20 protein-coding genes are annotated in these 21,990 nt (G+C 71.9%); 2 read left to right on the top strand and 18 right to left on the bottom strand.

Features of this window, described 5'->3' with window-relative positions; translation table 11 throughout:
* Positions 1 to 91 precede the first annotated feature (91 nt).
* Positions 92 to 625, top strand: a complete 534-nt coding sequence (locus TNCT6_RS26345) for a hypothetical protein (RefSeq protein WP_141362802.1) — start codon at positions 92 to 94, stop codon at positions 623 to 625.
* A gap of 428 nt (positions 626 to 1,053) precedes the next feature.
* On the opposite strand, the gene TNCT6_RS26340 is transcribed toward TNCT6_RS26345, so the two are convergent.
* The 14 genes from TNCT6_RS26340 to pyrR form a co-directional block, all read right to left on the bottom strand.
* Positions 1,054 to 3,201 carry a primosomal protein N' gene (locus tag TNCT6_RS26340; protein ID WP_141362800.1) on the bottom strand — a complete coding sequence of 716 codons (2,148 nt, stop codon included), beginning with the start codon at positions 3,199 to 3,201 and terminating at the stop codon, positions 1,054 to 1,056.
* 111 nt (positions 3,202 to 3,312) lie between these two features.
* Entirely contained in the window at positions 3,313 to 4,536 is a 1,224-nt protein-coding gene (gene metK, locus TNCT6_RS26335) for a methionine adenosyltransferase (protein ID WP_141362798.1), read from the bottom strand.
* Positions 4,537 to 4,774: 238 nt separating this feature from the next.
* A complete protein-coding gene (gene coaBC / locus TNCT6_RS26330) occupies positions 4,775 to 5,977 on the bottom strand; it encodes a bifunctional phosphopantothenoylcysteine decarboxylase/phosphopantothenate--cysteine ligase CoaBC (RefSeq protein ID WP_141362796.1) in 1,203 nt (400 codons plus the stop codon).
* Between the two features lie 188 nt (positions 5,978 to 6,165).
* Positions 6,166 to 6,438: a DNA-directed RNA polymerase subunit omega gene (gene rpoZ, locus TNCT6_RS26325; RefSeq protein ID WP_030577387.1), complete on the bottom strand. Its 273-nt coding sequence runs from the start codon at positions 6,436 to 6,438 to the stop codon at positions 6,166 to 6,168.
* A 62-nt stretch (positions 6,439 to 6,500) separates the two neighbouring features.
* Complete coding sequence (gene gmk, locus TNCT6_RS26320; RefSeq protein ID WP_141362794.1) at positions 6,501 to 7,094, bottom strand: guanylate kinase; 594 nt, start codon at positions 7,092 to 7,094, stop codon at positions 6,501 to 6,503.
* Between the two features lie 58 nt (positions 7,095 to 7,152).
* Complete coding sequence (locus tag TNCT6_RS26315; RefSeq protein WP_003977346.1) at positions 7,153 to 7,476, bottom strand: integration host factor; 324 nt, start codon at positions 7,474 to 7,476, stop codon at positions 7,153 to 7,155.
* Between the two features lie 288 nt (positions 7,477 to 7,764).
* Entirely contained in the window at positions 7,765 to 8,610 is an 846-nt protein-coding gene (gene pyrF, locus TNCT6_RS26310) for an orotidine-5'-phosphate decarboxylase (protein WP_172633027.1), read from the bottom strand.
* Positions 8,607 to 9,722, bottom strand: coding sequence for a quinone-dependent dihydroorotate dehydrogenase (locus tag TNCT6_RS26305; RefSeq protein ID WP_141362792.1), 1,116 nt, complete (start codon positions 9,720 to 9,722; stop codon positions 8,607 to 8,609). The genes pyrF and TNCT6_RS26305 overlap by 4 nt, the downstream gene beginning before the upstream one ends.
* Positions 9,723 to 9,817: 95 nt before the next feature.
* Positions 9,818 to 13,126, bottom strand: coding sequence for a carbamoyl-phosphate synthase large subunit (gene carB / locus TNCT6_RS26300; protein WP_141362790.1), 3,309 nt, complete (start codon positions 13,124 to 13,126; stop codon positions 9,818 to 9,820).
* The gene (carA, locus tag TNCT6_RS26295) at positions 13,119 to 14,276 is read right to left on the bottom strand and encodes a glutamine-hydrolyzing carbamoyl-phosphate synthase small subunit (protein ID WP_141362788.1); all 1,158 of its coding nucleotides are present in this window, start codon (positions 14,274 to 14,276) and stop codon (positions 13,119 to 13,121) included. The genes carB and carA overlap by 8 nt, the downstream gene beginning before the upstream one ends.
* Positions 14,273 to 14,866 carry a hypothetical protein gene (locus TNCT6_RS26290; protein ID WP_172633026.1) on the bottom strand — a complete coding sequence of 198 codons (594 nt, stop codon included), beginning with the start codon at positions 14,864 to 14,866 and terminating at the stop codon, positions 14,273 to 14,275. Before TNCT6_RS26290 ends, carA begins: the two co-directional genes overlap by 4 nt.
* Positions 14,863 to 16,149, bottom strand: a complete 1,287-nt coding sequence (locus tag TNCT6_RS26285; protein ID WP_141362786.1) for a dihydroorotase — start codon at positions 16,147 to 16,149, stop codon at positions 14,863 to 14,865. Before TNCT6_RS26285 ends, TNCT6_RS26290 begins: the two co-directional genes overlap by 4 nt.
* A gap of 5 nt (positions 16,150 to 16,154) precedes the next feature.
* On the bottom strand, positions 16,155 to 17,132 hold the full coding sequence (locus tag TNCT6_RS26280) for an aspartate carbamoyltransferase catalytic subunit (protein ID WP_141362784.1): 978 nt from the start codon (positions 17,130 to 17,132) through the stop codon (positions 16,155 to 16,157).
* Positions 17,133 to 17,232: 100 nt separating this feature from the next.
* A complete protein-coding gene (gene pyrR, locus TNCT6_RS26275; protein WP_141362782.1) occupies positions 17,233 to 17,817 on the bottom strand; it encodes a bifunctional pyr operon transcriptional regulator/uracil phosphoribosyltransferase PyrR in 585 nt (194 codons plus the stop codon).
* 254 nt (positions 17,818 to 18,071) lie between these two features.
* Between pyrR and bldD the strand changes: the two genes are divergently transcribed.
* On the top strand, positions 18,072 to 18,575 hold the full coding sequence (bldD, locus tag TNCT6_RS26270; protein WP_004990661.1) for a transcriptional regulator BldD: 504 nt from the start codon (positions 18,072 to 18,074) through the stop codon (positions 18,573 to 18,575).
* Positions 18,576 to 18,791: 216 nt separating this feature from the next.
* Here the strand turns inward: bldD and nusB are convergent, their stop codons facing one another.
* From nusB to TNCT6_RS26250, 4 genes are all read right to left on the bottom strand, one after another.
* Positions 18,792 to 19,226 carry a transcription antitermination factor NusB gene (nusB, locus tag TNCT6_RS26265; RefSeq protein WP_141362780.1) on the bottom strand — a complete coding sequence of 145 codons (435 nt, stop codon included), beginning with the start codon at positions 19,224 to 19,226 and terminating at the stop codon, positions 18,792 to 18,794.
* A gap of 2 nt (positions 19,227 to 19,228) precedes the next feature.
* On the bottom strand, positions 19,229 to 19,795 hold the full coding sequence (gene efp, locus TNCT6_RS26260) for an elongation factor P (RefSeq protein WP_141362778.1): 567 nt from the start codon (positions 19,793 to 19,795) through the stop codon (positions 19,229 to 19,231).
* A 56-nt stretch (positions 19,796 to 19,851) separates the two neighbouring features.
* Positions 19,852 to 20,961 (bottom strand): aminopeptidase P family protein, encoded by a 1,110-nt coding sequence (locus tag TNCT6_RS26255; RefSeq protein ID WP_141362776.1) that lies wholly within the window; start codon positions 20,959 to 20,961, stop codon positions 19,852 to 19,854.
* A gap of 119 nt (positions 20,962 to 21,080) precedes the next feature.
* A complete protein-coding gene (locus tag TNCT6_RS26250) occupies positions 21,081 to 21,986 on the bottom strand; it encodes an AAA family ATPase (RefSeq protein WP_373996206.1) in 906 nt (301 codons plus the stop codon).
* Between the last annotated feature and the right edge of the window lie 4 nt (positions 21,987 to 21,990).

The raw sequence follows: 21,990 nt of genomic DNA, 5'->3' as shown, positions 1-21,990 counted from the left end.
GGGGGCAAGCGCGTTGGTCAAGTAAGAGTTGACCACAGCGGGCCGCCTGCTCGGCCCGATTCCTTTCAACGCCGGTTCGAGAGGCTTGTTCATGGCCGACCACGCAACCCACGACGCCCAGGCCCGGGCCAGCCTGCACTTGCTGGTGCGGGACATCGAGCGGGTCCGCCGGCAGGTGGACGCACTGCGCACGCTCACCGCCCAGCTGGGCAACGTCTACCGCCCACGCCGCTCCGGCCCTTCCACGGGCTTCGTCGTCTACGGACGCGCCCCCGCCCCGACCGTCCGTCTCGCCCAGGAGCTGCGGGACAGTGTCGAGACCCTGGTCACGGCCGCCGTGGACTTCGACCGCTCGCTCGGCTTCTCGTGGGACGCCGTCGGCTCGGCCCTCGGCGTCACCAAGCAGGCGGTCCACCGGCGTTACGGCGCCCGCCGCGCGGCGGCCGCGCCGGCCGCCGAGGGCGAGCGGACCCCGGAGCCGACGGGCACCCGTACGGTCAATGTCGGCACCGGCATCGCCACGGTCCCCGCGGCCCGCTCCATGCCGACCCAGCCGACGGCCTGCGGCCCGGCACTGCGCGACGAGCCCCGCCCCACCGCCTTCCCCGGCCCCCGCAACGGCTGACGCCCCCTTCCCGTGTCCCGTCCCAGCGGGCACCCGGGAGGGTCCTGACACCACCGTCGGCCAGGCACTGACGGCTCCCGTCCGCCCATCTCACGCGGTCCCGGGCGCGGCCGGACACCAGGCGGTTCGCTCCCCGCTCCGGCCCGACGGCCGCCGGGCACCCCGGCGAGACCCGTGCCGGTACGACGCGGTGCGGCCTCGGCCACCGCGCCGGGCCCTCGGGGCACAGCCCCGGAACACCGGCCCGCGCAGACCTGACCGCCCGACCTGACCTGCGATCCGTCCTCCGCAGGGCACCGACTCACCCGTGCCGCACGGAGCCTCGGGCCTCTGCGCGTCCACAGCCCGGCCGGGACGCGCGCCTTCGGCGAACGGCAGTACACGCGGCCGGAGTTGGCAGCCCCCCTCACCGTGCGGGCGTTGCCGTGTCAGCCGATGTCCGGTGGGTCGACGCGTACCTGGACCGGGTCATGGTTTCCGCGGGCCATGCGGGCCGCCTGAGTGGACTTCAGGGCGGAGGCCAACGCGGCTCCACTGCCGGGCGGGACGCGGATCAGGGCCCGGGTCCAGTGTTCGCCGGGTGGGGGCGCGCCGGATCGGCGCGGGCGTCCCGGAGGCGTGACCGGTAGCGGGACGGGCCCCAACACCTCTGCCTCCCGCGGCAGTTCGACGGCGGGGAGGAAGTCCGACACCGCCTCCGCCGGGCCCGACACGGCCGCCATGCGGGACACCGGCGGGAACCCGAGTTCGGCGCGTTCGGACAGCTCCCGCAGGGCGTGACCGACGGGATCCCAGCGCACCAGCGCCTGCACGGGCCGCAGGGTCGGCTCGGCGACGACCACCACGGTGCCGCCCTCCGGCTGCGGCCGGACGAGCGCGGCGGCGGCGATCCAGCGCCGCAGCGCGTCCTCGCCGGCGCGCAGATCGGGACGCCCGAGCATGGCCCAGCCGTCCAGGAGCAGGGCCGCCGCGTACCCGCCCTCGGCGACCGGCTCCGCACCCGGGGTGCTCACCACCAGCGCGGGTGTCCCCGGCACCGTGTCCAGCACGTGCTCGCGTCCCGAGGTCCGCACGGGCACGGACGGGAACGCCCGGCCCAGTTCCTCGGCGGTCCGCCGCGCTCCGACGACCTGGGCCCGCAGCCGGAACGAGCCGCACTCCGGGCAGTGCCATGCCGGCTCCTCCCGCCCGCACCAGTCACAGCCGAGCGCCCCCGCGTCCTGCCCCTGGAGGGGTCCCGCGCAGTGCCGGCACCGTGCGGGCGCCCGGCACTGCGCGCAGGCCATCCGCGGCACGTAACCCCGGCGGGGCACCTGCACCAGTACGGGCCCGTGCCGCAGTCCCTCCCTGGCCGCCTGCCAGGCGAGCGAGGGCAGCCGGGCCGCCCGCGCGGCCTCGTCCCGGGCGAGATCGGTGTCGCCCACCGTGCGCACGAGCGGAGCCGCCCGCCGCACCTGTTCCCTGGCGGCGACGAGCGGCCTGGCCCAGCCGCTCTCGACGAGCTGTGCCGCCTCCACCGTGCAGCTCCAACCGCCCAGCAGGAAACCGCACTTGTCCTGCGCGGCGCGCAGCAGCAGCACCTCGCGGGCGTGCGGCTGCGGCGCGTGCTGCTCGCTGTGGCTGTCGTCCCCGTCGTCCCACAGCGCGACCAGCCCGAGATCCCGCACCGGCGCGAACATGGCGGCCCGGGTACCGACGACGGCCCGTACGGATCCCCGGCGCACGGCGAGCCACTGCCGGTACCTCTTCTCGGGCCCCGCGTCGGCGGTGAGCAGCGCGTGCCGTCCCTCGCCCAGCAGGGCCGTCAGCGCGGCGTCCACCCGGGCGGCGGCCCGCCCGTCCGGTACGACGACGAGCGCACCGCGTCCCGAGGCGAGCGCGGCGGCGACGGAGCGGGCCAGTTCCTCGCTCCACCCGGGCCCGGGCAGCGCGTTCCACACGGCACGCGGCGAGCCCCCCGCGGCCAGGGCCCGCACGAACGCGTCCCCCCGCTCGTAGCGGGCCCAGGAGCCCGCGTCGGGTGCGGGCGGCGGCGGCAGCGGTGCGGGCGAGGGCCGTTCCTCGGCGCGCGCCCTGCGCGGCGGCACGGCGAGTTGGAGTACGTCGGCGACGCTGCCCGCGTACCGGTCGGCGACGGCCCGTGCCAGGCCGAGCAGTTCCTCGCTGAGCACGGGCTCGGGCGACACGACCTGGGCGAGCGCGGCGAGCGGCCCCGCGTAGTCGGACTCGGCCCGGCGCTCGATCAGGTACCCGTCGATGAGCCCGCCGCCCTCGCGCCGTCCCTCGCGCACCCGGTGCCGTCCGGCTCCGAACCGCACGCGCACCCGCACCCCGGGCCGCGCGTCGGCGTCCAGTTCGGCGGGCACGGCGTAGTCGAAGTAACGGTCGAGGTGCAGTGCGCCCTTGTCGACCAGTACGCGCGCCACGGGCAGTTCCCCGGCGAGCGCGGCACCGCGCCAGGTGCGCGGCTTGGCCCGCGGCTCCTGCGCCTTGCGCACGCTCTCCCGGATGAGCGCAAGCTGTTCCGGCGGCGCCCCCGCGGCCCCGCCGTCCCCCGTCCCGTTCTCGCTGCTCACGCTTGCATTCTTACCAAACGGGACCGACAACCGACGGCGAGCGAGGCCCGGACCCCCTGGGGTCCGGGCCTCGCTCAGGTCTCGCGGCGGACGGGGCCCGCGGCGCCGGTCCTACAGACCCGCCGCCTCGCGCAGCGCGTCCACGCGGTCGGTGCGCTCCCAGGTGAAGTCGGGCAGCTCGCGGCCGAAGTGGCCGTAGGCGGCGGTCTGGGCGTAGATCGGGCGGAGCAGGTCGAGGTCGCGGATGATGGCGGCCGGACGCAGGTCGAAGACCTCGTCGATCGCCTTCTCGATCTTCTCGGGCTCCACCTTGTGGGTGCCGAAGGTCTCCACGAAGAGGCCCACCGGCTCGGCCTTGCCGATCGCGTAGGCGACCTGGACCTCGCAGCGGGAGGCCAGGCCCGCCGCCACCACGTTCTTGGCGACCCAGCGCATCGCGTACGCGGCCGAGCGGTCCACCTTGGACGGGTCCTTGCCGGAGAAGGCGCCGCCGCCGTGGCGGGCCATACCGCCGTAGGTGTCGATGATGATCTTGCGACCGGTCAGTCCGGCGTCGCCCATCGGGCCGCCGATCTCGAACCGGCCGGTGGGGTTGACCAGCAGCCGGTAGCCCTCGGTGTCCAGCTTGATGCCGTCGTCCAGCAGCGCCTTCAGCTCCGGCTCGACGACGAACTCGCGAATGTCGGGCGCCAGCAGCGAGTCCAGGTCGATGTCGGAGGCGTGCTGCGAGGAGACGACCACGGTGTCGAGGCGGACCGCCTTGTCGCCGTCGTACTCGATGGTGACCTGGGTCTTGCCGTCCGGGCGCAGGTAGGGGATCGTGCCGTTCTTGCGCACGTCCGACAGGCGCTTGGACAGCCGGTGCGCCAGGAAGATCGGCAGCGGCATCAGCGTCGGGGTCTCGTCGGAGGCGTAGCCGAACATCAGGCCCTGGTCGCCCGCGCCCTGCCGGTCCAGCTCGTCGAAGCCGTCGCCCGCGGCGCCACCCTCGACCCGCGACTCGTACGCCGTGTCCACGCCCTGCGCGATGTCCGGGGACTGCGCGCCGATCGAGACGGACACGCCGCAGGAGGCGCCGTCGAAGCCCTTCTTGGAGGAGTCGTAGCCGATCTCGAGGATCTTGTCCCGGACCAGGGTCGCGATGTCCGCGTAGGTCTTGGTCGTGACCTCGCCGGCCACGTGCACCAGGCCGGTGGTGATCAGTGTCTCCACGGCGACCCGGGAGGTCGGGTCCTCGCGCAGAAGCGCGTCGAGAATGGTGTCGCTGATCTGGTCAGCGATCTTGTCGGGGTGACCCTCGGTCACGGACTCCGAGGTGAACAGGCGACGGGACACAACGCTCCCTGGGGTTGCAGCGGCTGCTGGCTGATCATTGGCGGACGGGCACGGGGCTGCGCCCGGCGTCGTCCGAGAACAGTTTATCGGTCGCGCTCGGCCACCGGCCCACCTGTCTCGCCTCTCGGGAGCGCTGTGACCTGCGGCACGGGCATTCTGCCCAAGCCCGGCGACCTTGACCAGAGTCGCCACGCGCCGGGCTTCGACGTTCGAGGGAGCCGGGCGGGGCAGGGGGCGCTCAGCCCAGCCGGGCGGCCACCAGGTCCCACACGGTGTCGGCCAGCGCCTCCTTCGGACCGTGCGGCACGTGGGTCTCACCGCCGCCGGCGGCCAGCACCACGGCCTCGTTCTCCTCCGCGCCGAAGGTCCTGCGCTCCCCCACCTCGTTGACCACGAGCAGGTCACAGCCCTTGCGCTCGAGCTTCTTGCGCCCGTTGGCGAGGACGTCGTCGGTCTCCGCGGCGAAGCCCACGATCACCTGTCCGGGCCGCGCCCGTTCGGCTGATATCTCCGCGAGGATGTCCGGATTGCGTACCAGCGTGATGGGCGCGGGGTCCTCGCCGTCCTTCTTCTTGATCTTGCCGGCCGCGTAGGCCGCGGGGCGGAAGTCGGCGACCGCGGCGGCCATGACCACCGCGTCGGCGTCCGCGGCGGCCTTCAGTACCGCCTCCCGCAACTGCACGGCCGTGCCGACCCGGACCAGGTCCACGCCCGCCGGGTCCGGCAGGGCGGTGTTGGCGGCGACGAGCGTGACCCGGGCCCCACGGGCCGCCGCCGTCCGCGCGAGGGCGTAGCCCTGCTTGCCGGAGGAACGGTTGCCGAGGAAGCGGACGGGGTCGAGGGGCTCACGGGTGCCGCCGGCGCTGACGACGACGTGCCGCCCGGCGAGGTCGGGCTCGGCCGCGCCCCGGGCGAGCACACGGCGGCAGACCTCGAAGATCTCCGCCGGGTCGGGCAGCCGGCCCTTGCCGGTGTCGACGCCGGTCAGCCGGCCGACCGCCGGTTCGATGACGACGGCGCCGCGGCGGCGCAGCGTCGCCACGTTGTCCTGGGTGGCCGGGTGCTCCCACATCTCGGTGTGCATCGCGGGGGCGAAGACCACCGGACAGCGGGCGGTGAGCAGGGTGTTGGTCAGCAGGTCGTCGGCGAGGCCGTGGGCGGCCCTGGCGAGCATGTCGGCGGTGGCGGGGGCGACGACCACCAGGTCGGCCTGCTGTCCGATGCGGACGTGCGGGACCTCGTGGACGTCGTCCCAGACCTCGGTGGAGACGGGGTGGCCGGACAGGGCGGACCAGGTCGCGGCGCCGACGAAGTGCAGCGCGGAGGCGGTCGGCACCACACGCACGTCGTGACCCGACTCGGTCAGCCTGCGCAGCAGCTCGCACGCCTTGTAGGCGGCGATGCCGCCACCGACCCCCAGAACGACCTTGGGCTTGCTCACCGGGCCTCCCCGCACTCGACACACGCACGCCGCGGTTCGTCGGCGTACGCGTCCATGCTGCATCATCGCGGGATCGACTCCCGCACCCCCCGAGCACACCACAGGCCCGGCAGTCGTGCTGCCGGGCCTGTGGAAAAACCTACTGCGATCTGCAGATATGAAGAACCGCAGGGGCTACTGAGCGGGGACTACTGACCCGGGCCCTCGATGGCCTCGGACGTCAGCAGACCCGCGTTGATCTCCCGCAGGGCGATGGAGAGCGGCTTCTCGTGGACGTGGGTGTCGACGAGCGGACCGACGTACTCGAGGAGGCCCTCGCCGAGCTGCGAGTAGTACGCGTTGATCTGGCGGGCCCGCTTGGCCGCGTAGATCACGAGGCTGTACTTCGAGTCGGTGGCCTCGAGGAGCTCGTCGATCGGCGGGTTGATGATGCCCTCGGGCGCGGAGATGGAAGAGGACACGCTCTACCTTCCGATGGATGGGAAAGAATCAGTCGGTGCGACCGTCACGGTCATTCTCACGATCACACAACGTCCATCAAGGCTAGCAGCTCGCGAGCCACGTCCTCGACGGAGGTGTTGACCAGGGTCTCGTCGAACTCCGGCTCGGCCGCGAGTTCGATCTTCGCCGCCTCCAGCCGCCGTTCGATGACCTCGGGCGGCTCGGTCCCCCGCCCGGTGAGTCTGCGCACGAGTTCCTCCCAGGAGGGAGGAGCCAGGAACACCAGCCGGCCCTCGGGCATGGACTCGCGGACCTGCCGGGCGCCCTGGAGGTCGATCTCCAGCAGCACCGGCACACCCGACTCCAGGTGCTCCAGCACGGCGGCGCGCGGCGTGCCGTAGCGGTTGCCCGCGAACTCGGCCCACTCCAGCAGCTCGCCGTTGGCGATCATCTTGTCCATCTCCTCGTCGGTGACGAAGAAGTAGTGGACGCCGTGCTGCTCACCGGGACGGGGCTTGCGGGTCGTCGCGGACACCGACAGCCAGACCTCGGGGTGTTCCTTGCGCATATGGGCGACGACCGTGCTCTTGCCGACCCCTGAGGGGCCGGAGAGCACGGTCAGCCGCGGACGTGCGTCCGGGGGTACGGGGGTCGCGCCCCGGGGTGTTACAGCCATGCGCTGATTATTCCAGGAATCGCGCGGTGCCCGGGACTCCGGCCCCGAGCCCCCGGATTCAGGAGCCGGTGCTGCCGAACTCGCGCTCCAGGGAGGCGATCTGGTTGGACCCGAGGCCGCGCACGCGACGGCTCTCGGAGATACCGAGCCGCTCCATGATCTGCTTGGCGCGGACCTTGCCCACGCCCGGCAGGGACTCAAGAAGGGCGGAGACCTTCATCTTGCCGATGACGTCGTTCTCCTGGCCCTGCTTGATGACCTCGTGCAGGGAGGCGCCGGAGTGCTTGAGTCGATTCTTGACCTCGGCCCGCTCCCGGCGAGCCGCGGCGGCCTTTTCGAGCGCGGCTGCGCGCTGTTCAGGGGTTAGGGGCGGAAGAGCCACGCCTACGTCACCTCGGATGTCGAACTGTCGGATACGGACCGGTGAGGAACCTAGTCGCCCCACACCTGAGGAGCTACGAGCAACACGCTTGCCCGTTCTCCCCCACTACCTTGAGGGCGTGGGAGGCGCCCCCACTCGACGGAGACTAGCGGTCTCGTCCGCCAGAGTCAGCGAGAACAGAGGAAAAGTCCTGGTCAGCCTCCGCCAGGCCGGGCATTTAGGACATAATGCCCCGGATTTGAGGATGTATCCAGACCCAGGCGGGCCCCGGGACGCCCGCCCGGTGACTCAGCCGCCGGTCACCGCGGTCCTGATCTCCTCCGCGAAGCGCTCCGCGGCGCTCCGCAGCGCCCCCACCTCGGGACCGTGACGCAGAACACCCCGGCTGACGCTCGGGACCACGTTGCGCACCGCGGAGCCGAACACCCGGGGAAGGTCGGCCGGCGTCGCTCCCTGCGCGCCGATCCCCGGCGCGAGCAGCGGCCCGCCCATGTCCAGGTCGTACGACGACAGGTCGCCCAGCGTGGCCCCCACCACCGCGCCGAAGGAGCCGAGCGGGGCCTGCCCCGCGTTCTCCTCGGCGAGGTGCGCGAGCACGGTCGCGGCCACGGAACGGCCGTCGGGCCGCACGGCGTGCTGGACCTCGGCGCCCTCCGGGTTGGAGGTCAGGGCCAGCACGAACAGGCCCGCGCCGCTCTCCCGCGCCAGGTCGACCGCGGGCCTCAGCGACCCGTAGCCGAGGTACGGCGAGACGGTGAGCGCGTCCGAGAACAGCGGCGCGTCCTTGCGCAGGAACGACTCGGCGTAGGCGGCCATGGTCGAGCCGATGTCGCCGCGCTTGGCGTCCATCACGACCAGCGCCCCGGCCGCCCGGGCCTCCTCGACCGACTTCTCCAGGACGGCGAGGCCGCGCGAGCCGAAACGCTCGTAGAAGGCGCTCTGCGGCTTCAGGGCGGCCACCCGGCCGGCCAGCGCCTCCACCACGGTGCGGCTGAACCGCTCCAGACCGGCCACGTCGTCGTTCAGGCCCCACTCGGCGAGCAGCGAGGCGTGCGGGTCGATGCCGACGCACAGCGGGCCGCGCTCGTCCATGGCACGGCGCAGACGCGCGCCGAAGGGTTCCACCGGGCTCATGGCGCCTCCCCCGCCTTCCTCACGTCGGCGCCGACCGCGTCGGCGAGGGTGGCGTACGGGCTGGTCCGCAGGCGTGCGGCGAGCCCCTTGTGGATCGCGCGGCTCCAGAAGGGCCCCTGGTAGACGAAGGCGCTGTAGCCCTGGACCAGGGTGGCGCCGGCCAGGATGCGCTGCCAGGCGTCCTCGGCGTTCTCGATGCCGCCCACGCCGACCAGGGTGATGCGGTCGCCCACGCGCGCGTAGAGGCGGCGCAGCACCTCCAGGGAGCGCGCCTTCAGCGGCGCGCCCGAGAGTCCACCGGTCTCCTTCACCAGCGAGGGCGCGGACGTCAGCCCGAGTCCCTCGCGCGCGATGGTGGTGTTGGTGGCGATGATCCCGTCCAGGCCCAGCTCCACGGCGAGGTCGGCGACGGCGTCGACGTCCTCGTCGGCGAGGTCCGGGGCGATCTTCACCAGCAGCGGCACCCGGCGCCCCGGCACGACCCGGTCGGCGGCCTCGCGCACGGCGGCAAGGAGCGGGCGCAGCGCCTCGGTGGCCTGGAGGTCGCGCAGTCCGGGGGTGTTCGGCGAGGAGACGTTGACGACCAGGTAGTCGGCGTACGGGGCCAGCCGCTCGGCGGACTTCACGTAGTCGCCGACGGCATCCTCCTCCGGGACGACCTTGGTCTTGCCGATGTTGACGCCCACGACAGTCCTGAACGCGGGCGTGCGCGAGGCCAGGCGCGCGGCGACGGCGAGCGAGCCCTCGTTGTTGAAGCCCATGCGGTTGATCAGCGCGCGGTCCGCGACCAACCGGAACATCCGCTTCCTGGGGTTGCCGGGCTGCGGCTCCCCCGTGACCGTGCCGATCTCGACGTGGTCGAAGCCGAGCATCGACATCCCGTCGATCGCCACGGCGTTCTTGTCGAAGCCGGCGGCGAGCCCGAAGGGGCCGTGCATCCGCAGCCCGAGGACCTCGGTGCGCAGCTCCTTGTGGCGGGGGGCGAGCACGGCGGCGACGAAGGTGCGCAGCACCGGGACGCGGGCGGCGAGCCGGATCCAGCGGAAGGCCAGGTGGTGCGCCTGTTCCGGGTCCATCCGCTGGAAGAACAGACGGAAGAAAAGCTTGTACATCACTGAGTCCTCGGGTGTCCTCGGGGCCTCATGGGTCCCCATGGGTCCTCGTGAAGAGGGGGGACACCGTCTCCGGTGTCCCCCCCTCGTGGCCGCTAGTCGCGGGTCGCGGTCAGGTGTCCCGCGTGTTCCTGGAGGGAGCGGACACCCACCTCGCCGCGGTGGAGGGCGTCGATGCCCTGGACCGCCGCGGCCAGCGCCTGAACCGTCGTCAGACACGGCACGGAGCGCGCCACGGCCGCGGTACGGATCTCGTAGCCGTCCAGGCGGCCGCCGGTGCCGTACGGGGTGTTGACGATGAGGTCGACCTCGCCGTCGTGGATGAGCTGGACGATGGTCCGCTCGCCGTTGGGCCCGGTGCCCTGGGACTGCTTGCGCACGACCGTGGCGTTGATGCCGTTGCGCTTGAGCACCTCGGCCGTGCCGGAGGTGGCGAGCAGTTCGAATCCGTGGGCCACCAGCTCACGGGCCGGGAAGATCATCGACCGCTTGTCCCGGTTGGCGACCGAGATGAAGGCGCGGCCCTTGGTCGGCAGCGGACCGTAGGCCGCCGACTGCGACTTGGCGTACGCGGTGCCGAAGACGGAGTCGATGCCCATGACCTCGCCGGTGGAGCGCATCTCGGGGCCGAGGACGGTGTCCACACCACGTCCGGAGGTGTCCCGGAAGCGGCTCCACGGCAGCACGGCCTCCTTGACGGAGATCGGCGCGTCCAGCGGCAGCGTGCCGCCGTCGCCGTTCCTCGGCAGCAGCCCCTCCTCGCGCAGTTCGGCGATGGTCGCGCCCAGCGAGATCCGGGCGGCGGCCTTGGCGAGCGGCACGGCGGTCGCCTTGGAGGTGAAGGGGACCGTACGGGAGGCGCGCGGGTTGGCTTCCAGGACGTAGAGGATGTCGCCGGACAGCGCGAACTGGATGTTGATCAGGCCGCGCACCCCGACACCGCGCGCGATGGCCTCGGTGGAGGCCCGCAGCCGCTTGATGTCGTACCCGCCGAGCGTGATCGGCGGCAGCGCGCACGCCGAGTCGCCGGAGTGGATGCCGGCCTCCTCGATGTGCTCCATGACGCCGCCGAGGTACAGCTCCTCGCCGTCGTAGAGGGCGTCGACGTCGATCTCTATGGCGTCGTCGAGGAACCGGTCGACGAGCACCGGGCGGGAGGGGCTGATCTCGGTCGACTCGGCGATGTACGCCTCCAGGCGCGCCTCGTCGTACACGATCTCCATGCCGCGGCCGCCCAGGACGTAGGACGGTCGGACCAGGACCGGGTAGCCGATCTCGTCGGCGATGGTCTTGGCCTGGGCGAAGGTGGTGGCGGTGCCGTGCTTGGGGGCCGGCAGGCCCGCCTCGACCAGCACCTGGCCGAAGGCGCCCCGGTCCTCGGCGGCGTGGATCGCCTCGGGCGGGGTGCCGACGATCGGCACGCCGTTGTCCTTCAGGGCCTGCGCCAGGCCCAGCGGGGTCTGGCCGCCCAGTTGGACGACGACACCGGCGATCGGGCCGGCCTGCCGCTCCGCGTGGACGATCTCCAGGACGTCCTCCAGGGTGAGCGGCTCGAAGTACAGCCGGTCGGAGGTGTCGTAGTCGGTGGAGACGGTCTCCGGGTTGCAGTTGACCATCACGGTCTCGTACCCGGCGTCGTGCAGCGCGAAGGAGGCGTGCACGCAGGAGTAGTCGAACTCGATCCCCTGGCCGATGCGGTTGGGGCCGGAGCCCAGGATGATCACCGCCGGCCTTTCGCGCGGCGCGACCTCGTTCTCCTCGTCGTAGGAGGAGTAGAAGTACGGCGTCCTCGCGGCGAACTCGGCGGCGCAGGTGTCGACCGTCTTGTAGACCGGGCGGATGCCGAGCGCGTGCCGCACCTCGCGGACCACGTCCTCGCGCAGGCCCCGGATCTCGCCGATCTGCTGGTCGGAGAAGCCGTGCCGCTTGGCCTCGGCGAGCAGGTCGGCGGTCAGCTCGGGCGCCTCGGCCAGCTCGTCGGCGATCTCCTTGATCAGGAACAGCTGGTCGACGAACCACGGGTCGATCTTCGTGGCGTCGAAGACCTCCTCGGCCGTGGCACCCGCGCGGATGGCCTGCATCACCGCGTTGATCCGGCCGTCGGTCGGGCGGACGGCCTCGCGCAGCCGCTCGTGCCGGTCGCCGGGGTCGCCGACGAACGTGAACCGGCTGCCCTTCTTCTCCAGCGAGCGCAGGGCCTTCTGGAGGGCCTCGGTGAAGTTGCGGCCGATGGCCATGGCCTCGCCGACCGACTTCATGGTGGTGGTCAGCGTGGAGTCGGCCTGCGGGAACTTCTCGAAGGCGAACCGGGGCGCCTTGACGACCACGTAGTCGAGGGTCGGCTCGAAGGAGGCCGGGGTCTCCTGCGTGATGTCGTTGGGGATCTCGTCGAGGGTGTAGCCGACGGCGAGCTTGGCGGCGATCTTGGCGATGGGGAAGCCGGTCGCCTTGGAGGCGAGCGCGGAGGAACGCGACACGCGCGGGTTCATCTCGATGACGATGACCCGGCCGTCCTCGGGGTTCACCGCGAACTGGATGTTGCAGCCACCGGTGTCGACGCCGACCTCGCGGATGACGGCGATGCCGATGTCCCGCAGGATCTGGTACTCGCGGTCGGTGAGCGTCATGGCCGGGGCGACGGTGATGGAGTCGCCGGTGTGCACGCCCATCGGGTCGAAGTTCTCGATGGAGCAGACGACCACGACGTTGTCGTGCTTGTCGCGCATCAGCTCCAGCTCGTACTCCTTCCAGCCGAGGATGGACTCCTCCAGGAGCACCTCGGTGGTCGGGGAGAGCGCGAGGCCGGTGCCCGCGATGCGGCGCAGCTCGTCCTCGTCGTGGGCGAAGCCGGAGCCGGCGCCGCCCATGGTGAAGGAGGGGCGGACCACGACCGGGTAGCCGCCGAGCTCGTCGACGCCGGCCAGGACCTCGTCCATGGTGTGGCAGATCACGGAGCGGGCGGACTCGCCGTGCCCGGTCCTGCGCCGGACGGCCTCCACGACCTCCTTGAACTGTTCGCGGTCCTCGCCCTTGTGGATGGCCTCGACGTTGGCGCCGATCAGCTCGACGCCGTACTTCTCCAGGACGCCGTTCTGGTGCAGCGAGATGGCGGTGTTGAGCGCGGTCTGGCCGCCCAGGGTGGGCAGCAGGGCGTCGGGGCGCTCCTTGGCGATGATCTTCTCGACGAAGTCCGGGGTGATCGGCTCGACGTAGGTGGCGTCGGCGATCTCCGGGTCGGTCATGATCGTCGCGGGGTTGGAGTTGACGAGGAGGACCCTGAGACCCTCGGCCTTCAGGACGCGGCACGCCTGGGTGCCGGAGTAGTCGAACTCGGCGGCCTGGCCGATGACGATCGGGCCGGAGCCGATGACCAGGACGGACTGGATATCGGTGCGCTTAGGCACGCTGGCCCTCCATCAGGACTGTGCTCATCAAAGACGTGAAGCGGTCGAACAGGTAGGCGGCGTCGTGGGGTCCCGCGGCCGCTTCGGGGTGGTACTGGACGCTGAAGGCCGGCTTGTCGAGGAGCTGGAGGCCTTCCACCACGTTGTCATTGAGGCAGACGTGGGAGACCTCGACACGGCCGAAGGGGGTGTCGGAGACCCGGTCGGTGGGGGCGTCGACGGCGAAGCCGTGGTTGTGCGCGGTGACCTCGACCTTGCCGGTCGTACGGTCCTGCACCGGCTGGTTGATGCCGCGGTGGCCGTACTTCAGCTTGTAGGTGCCGAAGCCCAGCGCGCGGCCCAGGATCTGGTTGCCGAAGCAGATGCCGAACAGCGGCGTGCCGCGCTCCAGGACGCCCCGCATGACGGAGACGGCGTGGTCGGCGGTGGCCGGGTCGCCGGGGCCGTTGGAGAAGAACACGCCGTCGGGCTCGACCGCGTACACGTCCTCGACCGTGGCGGTGGCGGGCAGTACGTGCACCTCGATGCCGCGTTCGGCCATGCGGTGCGGGGTCATGCCCTTGATGCCGAGGTCGACCGCGGCGACGGTGAACTTCTTCTCGCCGATCGCGGGGACCACGTACGCCTCCTCGGTGGCCACCTCGGCGGACAGGTCCGCGCCCTCCATCCGGGGCGACTCCAGGACCCGGGCCAGCAGCGCGGCGTCGTCCTGGACGGCCTCCCCGCTGAAGACGCCGACGCGCATGGCGCCGCGCTCGCGCAGATGGCGGGTGAGGGCGCGGGTGTCGATGCCGCTGATGCCGACCACGCCCTGCGCGGCGAGCTCCTCGTCCAGGGTGCGCTGGGCACGCCAGTTGGAGGGCCGGCGCGCGGGGTCGCGCACGACGTAGCCGGAGACCCAGATCCGGTTCGACTCGGGGTCCTCGTCGTTGACGCCGGTGTTGCCGACGTGCGGGGCGGTCATGACGACGACCTGACGGTGGTACGACGGGTCGGTGAGCGTCTCCTGGTAGCCGGTCATGCCGGTGGAGAACACGGCCTCGCCGAATGTCTCCCCCACGGCCCCGTAGGCACGGCCGCGGAAGATCCGGCCGTCCTCCAGGACGAGTACGGCGGGAACCCTCGAGGTTCCCCTGGTGGAGGTGGTCATCGTTCGGCGCCTTCCGTGCTGTTCTTCTCGATCATGGTGGTGAGGGCCTCGACCCACTCGGTGTGCTCGGCCGCCCGGTCGGACCGGAACCCGGAGTCGATCAGGCGATCGCCGTGCTCCCAGGTCACGACGAGCAGTCCGCCCTCGGTGAGCACCTTGCCGGCGATGCCCTTGTCGAGCCGGGCCCCGCGCAGCTGTGCGGCCGGGACGAAGAAGTCGTTCGCTCCGGGGCGCACCACGTCCAGGCCCACGTCGGTCAGGGTCAGCTCGGCCCGGCTGCGGGTGCCCAGGCCGCGCGCCACGATGCGGTCCAGCCACTGCCCGGCGGTGGTGGAGCCGTGGTAGCGGCCGGTCATCGTCAGGTGCGCCGGACCGGGCTCCTCCGGCGCGCTCGGCAGCTCGGGCAGGTCGCCCTGGAGGGTGGCGCGCCACTTCCAGCCCTCGCGCATCAGCCAGTAGACGAGGGCGATGAACAGGACGAGGCCGATCAGCCAGCCGATACGGGCGCCCCAGTCGGTGACCGCGGCCGATTTCCCTTCCGCGGCGACTTCGGTCGCGAGCCCGGCTGCGAGCAGAGGTGCAGATGTCACGTGAGCTTCCCGTCGACGAGCGTGGCCTTGCCCCGGAGCCACGTGTGGGTGACACGGCCCGGCAGCTCACGTCCCTCGTACGGGGTGTTCCGGCTGCGCGAGGCGAAGCCCGCGGGGTCCACCTGCCCACGGTATGCCGTGTCGACCAGCGTGAGGTTGGCGGGCTCACCTGCCGAGACGGGGCGGCCGTGGCCGGTGGCCCGCCCGATCCGGGCCGGCGCGAAGGACATGCGGTCCGCGATGCCCGCCCAGTCCAGCAGACCGGTGTCGACCATGGTCTCCTGGAGCACCGACAGGGCGGTCTCCAGGCCGACCATGCCCATGGCGGCCGCGGCCCACTCGCAGTCCTTGTCCTCGTGCGGGTGCGGGGCGTGGTCGGTGGCGACGATGTCGATCGTGCCGTCGGCGAGCGCCTCGCGCAGGGCGTGCACGTCCCGCTCGGTGCGCAGCGGCGGGTTGACCTTGTAGACCGGGTTGTAGGTGCGCACCAGCTCGTCGGTGAGGAGCAGGTGGTGCGGGGTGACCTCGGCGGTGACCTGGATGCCGCGGGACTTGGCCCAGCGGACGATCTCGACGCTGCCCGCGGTCGACAGGTGGCAGATGTGGACGCGGGAGCCGACGTGATCGGCGAGCAGGACGTCGCGGGCGATGACCGACTCCTCGGCGACGGCCGGCCAGCCGCCCAGGCCCAGTTCGGCGGAGACGACGCCCTCGTTCATCTGGGCGCCCTCGGTCAGCCGCGGCTCCTGGGCGTGCTGGGCGACGACGCCGCCGAAGGCCTTCACGTACTCCAGCGCCCGGCGCATGATCACCGCGTCGTCGACGCACTTGCCGTCGTCGGAGAAGACGGTGACCCCGGCGGCCGACTCGTGCATGGCGCCGAGTTCGGCGAGCTTGCGGCCCTCCAGGCCGACCGTGACGGCGCCGATGGGCTGCACATCGCAGTAGCCGTGCTCCCGGCCCAGACGCCAGACCTGCTCGACGACGCCGGCTGTGTCGGCCACGGGGAAGGTGTTGGCCATGGCGAACACGGCCGTGTAGCCGCCGGAGGCGGCCGCGCGGGTGCCGGTCAGGACGGTCTCCGAGTCCTCGCGGCCCGGCTCGCGCAGGTGGGTGTGCAGGTCGACCAGGCCCGGCAGCAGCACCTTGCCGTCGGCCTCGACGATCTCCGTGCCCTCGGCGGACAGTCCGGTGCCGACCGCCTCGACGACCTCGCCGTCGATCAGGACGTCCTGCGGCGCGCCGCCGAGCACCTTGGCACCACGGATCAGAATCTTGCTCATGTCTCTTACTTCTCCTCGGTGGTGCGGGCTTGCGGGGCGGGCTCCATGCCGCCGAGCAGGAGGTACAGCACGGCCATGCGGATGGAGACGCCGTTGGTGACCTGCTCGACGGCGGTGCAGCGGTCGGAGTCCGCAACCTCGGCGGTGATCTCCATTCCGCGGACCATCGGGCCGGGGTGCATCACGATGGCGTGCTCGGGCATCCTGGCCATCCGCTCGGCGTCCAGACCGTAGCGCCGCGAGTACTCGCGCTCGGTCGGGAAGAAGGCGTCGTTCATCCGCTCGCGCTGCACGCGGAGCATCATCACCGCGTCGGACTTGGGCAGGGTGGCGTCGAGGTCGTAGGAGACCTCGCAGGGCCAGGACCCGACGCCGACCGGCAGCAGGGTCGGCGGGGCGACCAGGGTCACTTCGGCGCCGAGGGTGTGCAGCAGGTCGACGTTGGACCGGGCCACCCTGCTGTGCAGCACGTCGCCGACGAGGGTGACGCGCCTGCCGGACAGGTCCTGGCCGAGGCCCGCGTCCCTGCCGACCAGTCGGCGGCGCAGGGTGAAGGCGTCGAGCAGCGCCTGGGTGGGGTGCTGGTGGGTGCCGTCGCCGGCGTTGATGACGGCGGCGTCGATCCAGCCGGAGTTGGCCAGCCGGTACGGGGCCCCGGAGGCGCCGTGCCGGATGACCACGGCGTCGACGCCCATGGCCTCCAGGGTCTGGGCGGTGTCCTTCAGGGACTCGCCCTTGGACACCGACGATCCCTTGGCGGTGAAGTTGATGACGTCCGCGGACAGCCGCTTCTCCGCGGCCTCGAAGGAGATCCGGGTGCGGGTGGAGTCCTCGAAGAAGAGGTTGACGACGGTGCGGCCGCGCAGGGTCGGCAGTTTCTTGATCGGCCGGTCGGCGACCCGGGCCATCTCCTCGGCGGTGTCGAGGATCAGGACGGCGTCGTCGCGGGTGAGGTCGGCGGCCGAGATGAGATGACGCTGCATCTGTCAGGCTCCGTAAGGCGATTCATTCGGGAGAATTGGGGCAGACGGGCGCGTGTGAGGGCACACGCGCGGGGCGTACGGCGATGCGTACGCGCGCGTGTTACGGCTGGTCGCCCTGGGCGGCCGGCTTGGCGCCGAGCAGCACGGTGTCGCGACCGTCCTCCTCGGCGAGCAGGACCTTGACCGTCTCCCGCAGCGACGTGGGGAGGTTCTTGCCGACGTAGTCGGCGCGGATCGGCAGTTCGCGGTGGCCGCGGTCGACGAGGACGGCGAGCTGCACCGCGCGCGGACGCCCGATGTCGTTCAGGGCGTCGAGGGCGGCGCGGATGGTGCGGCCGGAGAAGAGCACGTCGTCGACGAGGACGACGAGGCGGCCGTCGATGCCGTCACCGGGGATCTCGGTGCGGGCCAGCGCACGCGGGGGCTGCATGCGCAGGTCGTCGCGGTACATGGTGATGTCGAGCGAGCCGCAGGAGACCTTGCGTTCGGTGATCTGCTCGAGTTTGACGGCGAGCCGCTGGGCGAGGAAGACGCCCCGGGTCGGAATGCCGAGGAGCACCACGTCGTCGGCGCCCTTGGCGCGCTCGACGATTTCGTGGGCGATGCGGGTCAGCACCCGCTCGATGTCGGGGCCCTCGAGAACGGGCCGGGCATCGGACGCTTGCGTGGTTTCGTGCGAGTCCATGAGAAACGGACCTCCTTCTCCGCCTCACGGGACGGACCTTAAAGGACGTCGGAATTGCGCCATACACGCTACCAGGTGCCGGAGACCTCCCTGATCACCCCCTTGGCGCAACGGACCGCGGTTACCACGGAAGCGGCGCTGCGGACCATTCGGCTTGACGCGACAGAGTAACGCTGCGTAACCTCACAGTGAGTTACCAGCCGCGCGGCGTGGCACCCGAGCCAGTCGCGTCGACACAGTGTCCGGGGAGCCATATGTCCAGCGAATACGCCAAACAGCTCGGGGCCAAGCTCCGGGCGATCCGCACCCAGCAGGGCCTTTCCCTCCACGGTGTCGAGGAGAAGAGCCAGGGACGCTGGAAGGCGGTCGTGGTCGGTTCGTACGAGCGCGGCGACCGTGCCGTGACCGTGCAGCGCCTCGCCGAACTGGCGGATTTCTACGGGGTCCCCGTGCAGGAGCTGCTGCCGGGCACCACCCCCGGCGGAGCCGCCGAGCCCCCGCCGAAGCTGGTCCTGGACCTGGAGCGGCTGGCCACGGTGCCGGCCGAGAAGGCAGGCCCGCTCCAGCGCTACGCGGCGACGATCCAGTCGCAGCGCGGTGACTACAACGGCAAGGTGCTCTCCATCCGCCAGGACGACCTGCGCACACTCGCCGTCATCTACGACCAGTCGCCCTCGGTCCTCACCGAGCAGCTGATCAGCTGGGGCGTGCTGGACGCGGACGCGCGTCGCGCGGTGGCGTCCCACGAGGAGAGCTGACCGCTCGGCAGACCCAGCAGAAACGTGCCGCCGGGGTGGCCGGAACCGTCTTGTTCCGGCCACCCCGGCGGCTTTTTCGCGGCCCCGGTGGGGTGGGCTCGGCCCTGAAGCGGTCAGATGGGACCGGGGGCGTGGGCACGGACGCCGAGGGGCCCGCAGCAGTCGTGCTGCGGGCCCCTGCAAGTCCGTGCGGGCACCGGCTGCGGGCCGGTCCTCTCACACCTGGTCGCGGCGGAGGGAGGGCTTGAGCTCCTTCAGACGGCCCAGCAGGCCGTTGACGAACGAGGGCGACTCCTCCGTGGAGAACTCCTTCGCCAGCTGCACCATCTCGTCCAGCACGACGGCGTCCGGGGTCTCGTCGACCCAGATCAGCTCGTACGCGCCGAGCCGCAGAATGTTGCGGTCGACGACCGGCATACGGTCGAGCGTCCAGCCGACCGCGTACTGCGCGATCAGGTCGTCGATCCGGGTCGCGCGCTCCGCGTAGCCCTCGACGAGCTGCATCGTGTACTCGCTCACCGGGGGCTGCCGGGTGTCGGTCCGGGAGAGCCGGATCCAGTCAGCGAGGACCGTCAGGACGTCGGCGCCGCGCTGGTCACCCTCGAAGAGGATCTGGAAGGCACGCTTGCGGGCCGTGTTGCGGGCAGCCACGGTTAGCTGTTCACCCGGCCGAGGTAGTCGCTCGTGCGCGTGTCGACCTTGATCTTCTCACCGGTGGTGATGAAGAGCGGGACCTGGATCTGGTGGCCGGTCTCCAGGGTGGCGGGCTTGGTGCCACCGGTGGAGCGGTCGCCCTGGACGCCCGGCTCGGTCTCGGCGACGGTCAGCTCGACGGCGGCCGGCAGCTCGACGAAGAGCACCTCGCCCTCGTGCTGGGCGACGGTGGCCTCGAAGCCCTCGATCAGGAAGTTGGCGGTGTCGCCGACGACCTTGCGGTCGATGTGCAGCTGGTCGTAGGTCTCCATGTCCATGAAGACGAAGTAGTCGCCGTCCATGTAGGAGAACTGCATGTCACGCTTGTCGACGGTGGCCGTTTCGACCTTGACGCCGGCGTTGAACGTCTTGTCGACGGTCTTGCCGGAGAGCACGTTCTTGAGCTTGGTGCGCACGAAGGCCGGGCCCTTGCCGGGCTTGACGTGCTGGAACTCGACGACGGACCACAGCTGGCCGCCGTCGAGCTTGAGCACCATGCCGTTCTTGAGGTCGTTCGTGGAAGCCACGGTTGCGGAATCTCCTGGACTGACGTACGACCCGGGGGCAAGCGCACAGCGCGAGGCTAGAGCGCGAGGAGCTCCTTGGTCGTGATGGTGAGTAGCTCGGGTCCGCCGTCCGCCTCGGGGCGTACGACGAGCGTGTCATCGATCCGGACACCGCCCCGGCCCGGGAGGTGGACCCCAGGTTCGACGGTGACCGGCACGCAAGCGTCCAGTTTACCCATGGCTGAAGGGGCCAGCTGCGGGTCCTCGTCGATTTCGAGTCCGACCCCGTGCCCGGTGAGGGGTTGCAGGCCCTCTGCGAACCCGGCCGAATCCAGTACCTGGCGCGCGGCGCGGTCCACGTCGCGGTAGGCGGCGCCGGGGGCCAGGGCCTCCCGTCCGGCGCGCTGGGCTGCGAAGACCAGGTCGTAGAGCTGGATCTGCCAGTCCGCCGGAGACGTGCCGATCACGAAGGTGCGGCCGATCTCGCAGCGGTAGCCGCGGTAGGCGGCGCCCAGGCACACCGTGAGGAAGTCGCCCTCCTCGACCCGCCGGTCGGTGGGCCGGTGGCCGCGGCGGCCGGAGTTCGGGCCGGTGGCCACGGAGGTCGGGAAGGCGGGTCCGTCGGCGCCGTGGTCGACGAGCCGCCGCTCCAGCTCCAGGGCGAGATGGCGCTCGGTGCGGCCGACCAGGATCGACTCCAGCAGCTCACCGAGGGCCTGATCGGCGATCTCGGCACCGATTCTCAGACAGGAGATCTCCTCCTCGTCCTTGACGACTCGGAGCTGCTCGACCGCGCTGCCCAGGTCGGTCAGACGCAGCTGGGGCGCCACCGAGCCGAGGGCCCGGTAGCGGGCCACCGTGAGGTGGTGCTCCTCCACGGCGAGCGAGTCGGCGCCCTGGGTCCGGGCGTGGTCGGCGGCGGCGACGGCCGGGTCGCCGCCGGAGGGTTGGGGCAGAACCTGCACCCGCAGCGCCTCGTCGGGACGGCCCTCGCAGGGCCGGTCGTCCGGCGGGCTCTGGCACACCAGCAGGTCCTCGCGCCTTCCGAGAAGCAGGACGGCACCCTGCGGGGCCGCCCCCGCGAGGTACCGCACATTGGCGGGACGAGTCACCAGCGCCGCCGCGCTGCCGCCCGCGTTGCAGCGCTCCCTCAGCCGGGTCCGGCGGGCCGCGTACACCTCTGACATGAACCGAGCGTAAGAGTCATGGCTCAATATCGCCGTTCGAGAGGTCCGAGTGGGTCTGCCGGATCCCGGCCCCGGGCTACCGGGTGCCGTGTCCGGCGGTCGGGCCGCCTGCCCGCGCCCTACCAGTTCGGGGGGCTGGCGATGGCTCGGGACAGGACCTCGTCCAGGACTCTGGCCGTGGCCGGGACGTCGAGTTGGGAGTTGTCGATGATGGGGAGGCCGGATCCGTACCAGCCGGCCATGCGGCCGTGGATGCGGGCGACCTCCTCGTCCGTCAGCCGGCGGTTTCCGGAACGCTCGGCGTTGCGCTCCAGGACGATGTCCAGGCCGGGCAGCAGCACGACCGGGAGCAGGCCGGGGCCGACATGGCGCTTCCAGCCGCCGAGCCCGACCACCGGGCGGTCGGGGAAGACGGCGTCGTCGAGGATGCACGAGATGCCGTTGGCGAGGAAGTTGCGGGCGGCGAATCCGCAGGTGCGGCGGGCGAGGCGGTACTGCGCCTCGGAGTGGTCGTTCCAGCCCGACTGCGGGTCGGCGAAGCCGGAGCGGACCCACTCGCGTACGTCGTCGAGGCTGATGTGCGCGGTGGGCACGCGGCGGCGGTCGGCCCAGTACTTGGCGACGCTCGTCTTGCCGGCGCCCGCCGGCCCGATCAGCAGCACCGCCAGCGTGGTGGTCGTCGGGTCGGGCGCCGTCTGGGCCGGCGGCACGCTGGGCATGCCGACGGGACCGCCCGGCGGCAGCCGGACATGTCCGGTGGCGTCCGTCGCGGGCGGCGCGGCGGGCGGCGGGACCCCGGGGGCCGACGGGTGTGGGCTCTGGGGGTGCGGCCGCTGAGGCTGCGAGTTCTGGGGGTGCGGCGCTGACGGGGGCGGACCCTGAGGACGCGGCGCCGACGGAGGCGGACCCTGAGGGTGCGGCGCCGACAGAGGCGGCCCCTGGTGATGCGGCGCCGACGGAGGCGAGCCCTGGTGATGCGGCGCCGACGGAGGCGGCTGCTGAGGATGCGGCGCCGACCGGGGCAAGCCC

The organism is Streptomyces sp. 6-11-2 (assembly GCF_006540305.1).
Classification (GTDB): Bacteria; Actinomycetota; Actinomycetes; order Streptomycetales; family Streptomycetaceae; genus Streptomyces.
This window is presented reverse-complemented; position numbering and strand designations above follow the sequence as displayed.

Coding starts and splice junctions, on each gene's coding strand:
- pyrR (WP_141362782.1), bottom strand. CDS start 17,817: ATGGACTCGCACGAAACCACGCAAGCGTCCGATGCCCGGCCCGTTCTC.
- TNCT6_RS26285 (WP_141362786.1), bottom strand. CDS start 16,149: ATGAGCAAGATTCTGATCCGTGGTGCCAAGGTGCTCGGCGGCGCGCCG.
- pyrF (WP_172633027.1), bottom strand. CDS start 8,610: ATGAGCCCGGTGGAACCCTTCGGCGCGCGTCTGCGCCGTGCCATGGAC.
- TNCT6_RS26255 (WP_141362776.1), bottom strand. CDS start 20,961: ATGTCAGAGGTGTACGCGGCCCGCCGGACCCGGCTGAGGGAGCGCTGC.
- TNCT6_RS26280 (WP_141362784.1), bottom strand. CDS start 17,132: ATGCAGCGTCATCTCATCTCGGCCGCCGACCTCACCCGCGACGACGCC.
- TNCT6_RS26305 (WP_141362792.1), bottom strand. CDS start 9,722: ATGTACAAGCTTTTCTTCCGTCTGTTCTTCCAGCGGATGGACCCGGAA.
- gmk (WP_141362794.1), bottom strand. CDS start 7,094: ATGGCTGTAACACCCCGGGGCGCGACCCCCGTACCCCCGGACGCACGT.
- bldD (WP_004990661.1), top strand. CDS start 18,072: ATGTCCAGCGAATACGCCAAACAGCTCGGGGCCAAGCTCCGGGCGATC.
- carA (WP_141362788.1), bottom strand. CDS start 14,276: ATGACCACCTCCACCAGGGGAACCTCGAGGGTTCCCGCCGTACTCGTC.
- TNCT6_RS26345 (WP_141362802.1), top strand. CDS start 92: ATGGCCGACCACGCAACCCACGACGCCCAGGCCCGGGCCAGCCTGCAC.